General features: G+C 62.7%; 5 protein-coding genes. 1 reads left to right on the top strand and 4 read right to left on the bottom strand.

What is annotated here, in order from left to right; translation table 11 throughout:
* The first annotated feature begins 58 nt into the window (after positions 1-58).
* On the top strand, positions 59-2,368 hold the full coding sequence (locus EP30_RS02805) for a hypothetical protein (RefSeq protein ID WP_140555980.1): 2,310 nt from the start codon (positions 59-61) through the stop codon (positions 2,366-2,368).
* A 150-nt stretch (positions 2,369-2,518) separates the two neighbouring features.
* Here EP30_RS02805 and EP30_RS02800 read toward each other — a convergent pair whose 3' ends face one another.
* The 4 genes from EP30_RS02800 to EP30_RS02785 all read right to left on the bottom strand — a co-directional run bounded on the left by EP30_RS02800 (position 2,519) and on the right by EP30_RS02785 (position 8,577).
* Positions 2,519-4,966, bottom strand: coding sequence for a S9 family peptidase (locus EP30_RS02800; RefSeq protein WP_140555978.1), 2,448 nt, complete (start codon positions 4,964-4,966; stop codon positions 2,519-2,521).
* A 114-nt stretch (positions 4,967-5,080) separates the two neighbouring features.
* A complete protein-coding gene (locus tag EP30_RS02795) occupies positions 5,081-6,316 on the bottom strand; it encodes an App1 family protein (protein WP_258185328.1) in 1,236 nt (411 codons plus the stop codon).
* Entirely contained in the window at positions 6,309-6,710 is a 402-nt protein-coding gene (gene gcvH / locus EP30_RS02790; RefSeq protein ID WP_094664827.1) for a glycine cleavage system protein GcvH, read from the bottom strand. Before gcvH ends, EP30_RS02795 begins: the two co-directional genes overlap by 8 nt.
* A gap of 82 nt (positions 6,711-6,792) precedes the next feature.
* Complete coding sequence (locus EP30_RS02785; protein ID WP_140555973.1) at positions 6,793-8,577, bottom strand: L,D-transpeptidase; 1,785 nt, start codon at positions 8,575-8,577, stop codon at positions 6,793-6,795.
* Between the last annotated feature and the right edge of the window lie 93 nt (positions 8,578-8,670).

The following is an 8,670-nucleotide window of genomic DNA, read 5'->3' as shown; positions in this document are numbered from 1 at the left end:
GTTCCGGGGTCGACCGCGCATCGCCACGTACAATCGAACTACATGAAGGATGATGCCTATGAGTACAGACCCGTATAGTTCACGATTTCCGGCGGATTCGCCCGTCCATATCCGTTCGCTTGACGATGTGATCGCATTGGTGCGTTATCTGCGCAAGTCACGACGGGACCGGCCGACGGTCGTGGTCACGCATAAGAAGGATGGCGATCGACTCAGGATCGACCCGCAGGCACTGTTTGATGATTTCGACATCGACGTCGCCATCATCGACACGACGGAAGCCGGATTTCAGTTCACCGATCGCATGGGCAGGGAACGGTCGGTGTTCGGCGGCGCGGTACGCATCTATCCCGGCACCTCACGATGGTGGAAACCCGATAATTACCGTGAGGCACGACTCATGCTCGACCATCAGATCACCGGCAAGGCGTTCTGCAACGATGTCCGCGGTGCCGTCGCCCGACAGATCGCGATCGAACAGCAGGAGCAGAAGATCCGGCAGAATCAGATGGTGATGAACGCGAGCGCGAGCGGTTCCACGACGGCCGGCGGCGGCGATGTGCCAGGCAACGCCAAAGCGCCCGGCACTGTCGATTCGTCCGGCAACGTCAATGCGTCAGAATCGGACACGGTGATCTCAGACGGCCCGGATGTGGAGCCGACCGCGCTCGCCGAATCGGAGGGGCTGATCACCGCCGCGATCCGAGACAAGGCCGACGGTCTGGTGCATCCGGTGTTGGAGGATCAGGCCGAGGAACTGGCCGAATATCTCACCGATCCCGAGCGTCGCATCCCCGTGGTGGTGGCCACGAGAACGTCAACCACGCATCTGCCGGTGTTTGACACCGAATCCCTGGCCCGGGAGCTGGAATCCACGGCCATCGTGTTCGAACTGGATAACGCCAAGACCGCGTGGAATCTTACCGCGGCGCTGCCACCCGACGCACAGGTGTACGGTGGCATGCTGCGCGCCTATCCGCCGAATCTCGAATGGGTGGATGATCCGGGGCTGCTGGGCGGCCCGTATGGCGGATTCACCGACGAGCAGCGCAGGATACAACGCCGGCAGCTCATCGACGACACGGTGGGCATGCTGGCCCACGCCTACTCCACGAACGCGCCCGCCGTTCCCGAGCATACGGTTCCGGTCACAGCCACGGTGATCGGCGTGTATCCGCAACGCGGCATAGCCCGGCTGACGTCCGGGGGCATGGCTTCGGTGACGCTGCCTCCGGAGACGGATGGCATTCCCGCCGATCATGTGCTGGCACGCGGTCAGGTGATCCACGGCGAGTTCAATCCGCGTGATCGCATGATCTCCGGTCTTGCCATCCGTCCCGGCAAGGACGCGATCGCGGATTATGCGGATGGTGACACCGTGCTTGGTCGCGTTGACACCGTGCGCATGGATTATTGCATGGTGACGCTCTACCCCGGCATGAAGATTCTGGTGGAGGCCAGCGATGCGTTGGGCGATGCGTTCGACGAGCATGAGGATCTGCGTCTGCTGCTCGACCGCGGTACCGTGCTGTCCATGCTGATCGTGGCACGCGGCACCGATCAGAACGATTGGCTTGTCTCGTTCGTGGAGGCGGACAAGGATCATATCCGTCCCGCCCCGGCGCTGGTCGAGGGCGGCCCGCCCTGGCTGAGCCCGAAGGATCAGGGGGCGTTGAAGCCTGGCGCGGATGAGCGTCAGCGTGCCATCGTGATCGATGCCGATACCGATGTGCGTGATCTGATTCCGGAGGATGCCGGCGGCGAGGCCGCGGAGATGATCATGACGTTGGCCGCGCAGATCGGCGAGGAGCAGCGTGCGAATCGGAGGATGTCCACCGAACTGCATGATCTGCGTCGTCAGAACGCGTCCCTGCGCGAGGATGCCATCAGTCAGCGGCGTGCCCGCATCTATCAGGGGCAGCAGTATCGAACGTTGCGCGGTCTGTTCCGTAATGATCGGGAACGACTCGTCTTCGAGCGTGACCGGTTCACCATGTGGATTCGCGAGGCGTGGGCGCTACGGTTCCCTGCGGCCGACAAGCCGCATCGGCGTCTGCCTGATACGTGGGATTACACGTCGGCGTTCTTCGATTCGTTGGAGAAGACGCAGATCAATCGTGATCGTGTGGTGGATGCCGCCCTTGAGGTACTGACCGGCATCGCGCAGCAGTCGAAGTCGAGGCAATGCCACCGACTGCGTACCGGGTCGGGCGCGGAGGATCCGTTCCGTGTGGGACCGCACGGCGAGAAGGTGTGGCGTATCTATCTGGATCAGGGGCATTCGGCCCGTCGTCTGCACTATTACGAGGACGCACGGGGACGGTACACGTTCGCACTGGTCGGCGTGCACGACGACGATCTACGGTAGCCGGATACCGACCAAATGCCACGAATCACTGCGAATATCAATTGAAATATGAGTTGGGCGATGACAGGATCATGCCGATCCCATCATCGCCCAATTGATGTGCGGTATACGTGATATGCGGTATACGCGGTTGCGATCACCCTGCGATGATCACTCCTCGATGCCCATGGCGGCAAGGCACCATGCGTTCTCGTAGGCGATCTCCTGCCAGCGCTTATAGCGTCCGGTGACGCCGCCATGACCGGCCTCCACCTCGATCTTCGCCACCGCGTCGACCTCCACCTCGGGCTCCTGCAGACGGGCCAGCCACTTGAGCGGCTCCACATACAGCACGCGGGTGTCGTTCATCGACGTGGTGATGAACATGGCCGGGAACTGACGGGTGCCGAACTCCTGCTCGCGCTCGTCGGCGTTCTTCACGTTCTCGTACGGCGAATACTGCTTCATGTACCGGTAGACCTCGGCATTGTGCAGCGGATCGCCCCACTCATCCCATTCGGTCACGGTCAACGGCAGCGAGGTGTCGAGAATCGACGTGAGCGCGTCCACGAACGGCACGTCCGCCTCGATGCCCGCATACAGCTGCGGGGCCATGTTCGCCACCGCGCCCATAAGCAGACCGCCGGCGGAACCGCCGTTCGCCACCGTACGCTTCGGATCGGCGATGCCGTTGCGCTGCAATGCGGCCGTCACGTCGATGAAATCGATGAACGTGTTCATCTTGTTGAGCTTGCGACCCTGCTCGTACCAGGCACGGCCCATCTCGCCGCCGCCGCGCACATGCGGTACCGCATACAGCACACCACGATCAAGCAGGCTCAGCCTTGGCACGGAGAAGCTCGGATCCGAACTGATCTCGTACGCACCGTAGCCGGTGATGAACATCGGAGCCTCACGACGGTCGTAGCGCGCCGACATGTCCTCCCACGAGAGAATCAGCTCACGCGGCGCTTCAATCAGCTCGTCGGTCAGTCCCTCCTTCGTGCCCTCAAGCGCCGGCACCAGACCGCGACGCCACACCAGCGACACCGGCACATGCTCGCCGTCGCGCACACGCACCCACATGCGCTTCTCCGCATAATCCGACGGATCGAAGTCACCCAGCACATGCGAGCGCTTGAGCAGCACATCGGTGTCGGTGACGGGATCGTATTCGTGCAGCTCGCCCGGCTGCGTATAGCTCACCGTGGTGTAACGGATGCGCGGCGCATCATACGACGGATTGCCGCTCATGCCGATCGAATACAGCTTGCCTGGCACACGCGGCACGATTCCGCCGAATCCCCACGGGCGTCCGGCGAGGAAATCCTCCTTGGCCGCGTACTTGGGCATCACGGCCAGCTGCGGCAGACTGTTCGCACGGTACGACAGCGCCACGAAGTTGCGATACATCGCGATGCCCTCGATGCGCAGACCCTGCACGCCCTGCAGAATCTCCGGATTGTCGGAGATCTCACTGAGCGAACTGACCGACTCATATCGGATCGCGCGCGTGGCCGGCGTGAACTTGCGGCCCTGCGGCGGCTCGCAGCCCGCCGGCGAACCCTGCGCCACGCGCATGCCCTCGCCAAGCGTGTACGGCGGCTTGTGCGCGCGCATGTCGATCACGTCGATCTCGAAGTTGGGGTTCCTCACGTTGTGGATCACCAACGCCACCGGAATGTCGCCGCCATCGTCTTCGAACCGGGCGAAGCTCACGTCGTATTCCACGCCGGGCATGCGCTCGATGAACGGCTGGAACTCGCCTTCCGGATCGGTCACCGGCAGCATCAGCACCTCGGACGTGGTCTTGGAACTCGATTCGATGATGATATGCTCCTCATCGAACGACGTTCCCACGCCCACCCAGAAGCGCTCGTCGGGCTCGTTGTACACCTGCACGTCCTGATCGGCGGGCGTGCCCACACGATGACGCCACACGCAATACGGACGCCAGGCGTCGTCCACGCGCGTGTAGAACAGCCACTGGCCGTCCGGCGTGATGCAGCCACCACCCGACACCTCCGTGATCACCTCGGGGAAATCCTCCCCGGTCTGCAGATCACGGACGCGCAGATCGTATCGTTCGTCGCCGGCCGTATCCACGCTGTACGCGAGATAGCGGCCGTCATGGCTCAGATCAAGCCCGCCGACGCTGAAGAAATCGTGTCCCTCGGCCTCCGCGTTGCAATCGAACACGATCTCCTCGCCGCCCAGCGCATCGCCGCGCATGGCGGACGCGCTGATCGACGGCGGATCCCAGTCATCCTCGCCGCGAATCGGCACCCTGCACTGGATGCCGTACTGCTTGCCCTCCTCGGTGCGCGTGAAATACCAGTAGCCGTTCATGCGCGTCGGCACCGACATATCGGTTTCCTGCACGCGGGTCTTGATCTCCTCGAACAGCGTGCCACGCAGCGTTTTCAGACCGGCCATGCGGCGCTCGCAATAGTCGTTCTCCTCGGCCACGAACTTCTGCACGCGTTCGGAATCCTTGTCGCGCATCCACTCGTACGGATCGTTGAACGTCTCCCCCTGCGCGTTGCGCAGCTTCGGCTCCTTCACCGCCTTGGGCGGCATCAGTCCGGTGATATCCGACCAAACATTGTCAACAGTCATAAATTTCAGTATCTCACTTAATTCGCAGGATTGTGACACTCACGTCCACGATAGGCTATGGGCGATCACCACGTATCAGGTCATGCCAGGCAACGGACATGACGGCTACAGAACTTACTTGAACAGGTTGCGCAGATACGGCAGCATCGTCTTCATCAGATTCACGCCGTTGAGGCCGTAGAACACCGGAACGTCGGTCACCGGTGTGGGCCGCGATGCGGTCACGCCCGTCACTCGCTGCAGCGGGCGGCCGGATTCGCCGGGAGACAGCTGGCGAATGCCGATGGCAATCACACGACCGGGGTATCGGCGGGCGATCGTCGCATACGTGGTCGGATCCTTCTGCCCGTCGTCGCCGATCAGAATGAACCGCATGCGCGGGAAGTCGGCCATCAGCTGTTCCACGAACTCGAGCTTGTGCTGCACGCCGGTCGGAATGAACGTCTTGGGACGCGGATCGAGGTCGCGCAGCAGCAGCGGGCCTTCAGGGAATCCATGCTCGTCGATGAAATGACGGATCGAACTCTCCACGTTCCACGGCGACGTCGACAGGTAGAAGAACGGCGCGTCGGGGAACTGCTCGCTCAGCTTCGAATAGAACACCGACATCGACGGCACGGACATGCGTTTGCTCGGATCCAGGAACAGCATGTTGTATACGGCCCGCCATAGTTTGGGAACCTGCGTGACCATCACGGTGTCGTCCACGTCGGAGATGATGCCGACCTCCGCGTCGGCGGGGAACGTGTACAGCGGGGCGTGGCAGGGACGGCGTCCGTCCACCACATACGACACGTCATGCACGCCGGGCGTCAGATCGCGTTCGGTGACCAGATCGAGATAGCCCTGCACATCGGAGATGGCGTATTCGCTGCTCTTGGCACGGCTGTTGTCCACGGCGTCATAGGCTTCGGAGACGCCGACCTGCACGGTGCGCAGTTCGGTGTTGTCGATGCTGATGCGCACGCGGATGCCCGCCGCGGGAACCATGAACGCATTGCGGATGCCACGCTGCACCAGCCCGGACACGCGGTTGATCGGCGCGTACACGGTGCGGCAGATCAGTCGGGAGTAAGCGCCGGTGCCATAGCCCACGTAGGGTTCCACGCGCGGGAACCAGCCCATGCGCTTCACGATGGTCGTGGAGATGCGGCTCCACAGGCCGAACGTGCGGGTGATGACGCGACGGGTAATGCGCACGGCGAACGGCTTGATGTCGATGCGCTCATAGCGGCCCGCCGCGTCGAAGTTCGAGCTGGCGGGCTGCGCGATGATCGGCTCCTCGGAGCCGGAAAACTGATCGGAGCGCCCGGAGTCGGGTTCTCCGATCGTCTTGGTGACGTCAGTCATGGGCCACCTTGGCGTATTCGTCCGCGCTGAGCAGATCGGGTTCGTCATCGTCGAGTTCGATCTTGACCAGCCAGCCCTCACCATAGGGATCGGTGTCAACGACGCTGGGATCGTCGTACGCCTCGCGGTTGACGTACTTGACCTCTCCGGCCACCGGGCTGATCATCGGCGAAACCGCCTTGGAGGATTCAAGCTGCACGATCTCGTCACCGGCCTCGACGCGGGTGCCGACCTCGGGCAGATCCACGAACACGAGGTCGCCGATCTGGCTTGTGGCGAACTCGGTGATGCCGAGCACCGCCGGGTCCACGGAATCATCGACCCACACGTGGTCGTCGGAGTAGAGCAGATGTTCCGGAACGGCGATGTCCGCGGCGATGTCGCTTGCGGTCATTTCAGTATTCTGTTCGTCTGTCATACTCCCAGCCTACCGTCAGGCGGTTACCATTCGGTCATTGTCATGAATCGACGTGACGTCAGCGGACGGCGGAGGTGGGGGTGCTGCCCACGACCTCGACCATGCCTCCGATCGGCAGGAAGTCGTACACCCACTTGGCATCGTCGGTGCTCATGTTGGTGCAGCCATGCGACTTCGGCGTACCGCTGGCGATGCCGGCGACGTTCCACGGTGCGGCGTGGAAGCCCTCACCGCCGTTGTAGTAGGTGATCCACTGCACGTTCGGCGTGACGTAGTCCTCGCCGCGCATGGTCTGCGTCTGGTACTTCAGCGTGGCGAAGAACGTACCCGTATCGGTGGGGGTGCTGGTCTTGCCGGTGGAGACATCGAAGGTCTTGACGAGCGTGGTGCCGTTGTAGGCGTAGGCCTTCTGCTCGCTCAGGTTGATCACCATGTGCGGATCGCCGTTTTCGACGTCGTAGTTGACCTGACGGGACTTGGTCTCGTGCTTGGTCACCTTGACGTCGGCCTTGATCTCACTGCCGGTGCCGTTCTGCAGGGCGGTGAGTACCTGGGTCGCGGTGTTGTCGGTGCCGGACACCTCCACGCCGTCCACGCCCTTGACGCTGGTGGTGATCACCGTGCCCTTGCTGTTGACGACGTTCTCCTCGGCCACGGCATCCTGCTTGAGTTTGTCGGGCAGGGTGCTTGCCAGATAGGACTTGATGGCGTCCTCGTCGTAGGTCAGTTCGATGGTGCCCTTGGTCGGATCGCCGGTGGTCTTGATCCACTTGGCGATCTCGGATGAGGGGATCGTGAAGCTCTTGGATGCGCCGTTGCTGATCACGATGTCGGAGTCGATGCGCTTGTTCGCGGCGGCGGCCGCATCGGTGGCGGTCTTGTCGCTGATCGGGGCGGACACGGTTTCGGTGTCGATGGTCACTGCCTTGGTGGTGCCCGGGTCGGTGGCCAGCGCGTTGACTGCATTGACCACGCCGTCGATCGTCGGCGACTCGCCGTCGCGCGATTCGGTGGCGACGAACCGGTTGTCGTCGGCGTTGTATTCGACGTTGGCGTTGACCACGCGGGCATCGTCGCCGATGAGCTTGTCGGACAGGTAGGTGCTCATGGCGAGCTTGTCGGTGGAGGTGACGAGGCCGACCTCGCTCTTGGCGAACGGGTTGACGGTGGACAGCGCGTTGCTCTTGGTGGCGGCAAGCAGCTTATCCACGGTCTTGTTCACGTCGACGGTCACGCCGAGCTCGGACAGCGATGCGGTGGTGGACGCACCCTTGGTGGTGGTCACCTTCACGGAGGAGTTCTTCACGGCGTTGTCCACCGTGGTCTTCAGTTCATCGGCGGTCTGGCCGGCGACCGAAACGCCGCCGAGGGAGACTCCCGGAGCGGCCTTGTCCTTGAAGTAGTACTGGCCGCCGAACACGTAGCCGGCGAACAGCACGACGAGTGCGGCGAGAATCGACAGCACGACGATGAGCGCCACCGGCTTCTTCCTGCGGTGCTTCACTGCGATGACGGCGTCATCAGGGTCGCCGGCCGCGGCGAAGGCCGCACGTCCGTTGTCCGTCGGCGGTACCGTGCCGCCGTTCACTGGAGCGAAGGGGGATGCCGTCGCCTCGGCCGCCGCGGCCGAGGGCGCGCTGAAGTTCATAGGGGTGAATGCCACGGTGGATGCTCCAGCAGCGGCACCGGATGCCACACCGGATGCCGTGGGAACGCCGGGGTTGCCAAGCGGCATCATGGTGACGGTCTGCGCCTCGTCGGGAGACGGGGCCGCGGCTGTGGGGAAATCGAAGGCCGAGTCCCCGGCGGACCCTGTGTATCCGAAGTCCTTGTCGTCAGTCATAATCTTCCATTTCTCGCGATTATCGCGTCTTGCAACGCTGTCCACTATACCCGTCGAAATGACAACGCCGTTATGAACAATCTATGATCAATC

The sequence above is a fragment of the Bifidobacterium sp. UTCIF-39 genome, from assembly GCF_006408715.1.
Classification (GTDB): Bacteria; Actinomycetota; Actinomycetes; order Actinomycetales; family Bifidobacteriaceae; genus Galliscardovia; species Galliscardovia tissieri.
This window is presented reverse-complemented; position numbering and strand designations above follow the sequence as displayed.

Bases quoted from the DNA above. Each gene is read 5' to 3' on its own strand.
- EP30_RS02805 (WP_140555980.1), top strand. From the start codon at position 59: ATGAGTACAGACCCGTATAGTTCACGATTTCCGGCGGATTCGCCCGTC.
- EP30_RS02795 (WP_258185328.1), bottom strand. From the start codon at position 6,316: ATGACTGACGTCACCAAGACGATCGGAGAACCCGACTCCGGGCGCTCC.
- EP30_RS02800 (WP_140555978.1), bottom strand. From the start codon at position 4,966: ATGACTGTTGACAATGTTTGGTCGGATATCACCGGACTGATGCCGCCC.
- gcvH (WP_094664827.1), bottom strand. From the start codon at position 6,710: ATGACCGCAAGCGACATCGCCGCGGACATCGCCGTTCCGGAACATCTG.
- EP30_RS02785 (WP_140555973.1), bottom strand. From the start codon at position 8,577: ATGACTGACGACAAGGACTTCGGATACACAGGGTCCGCCGGGGACTCG.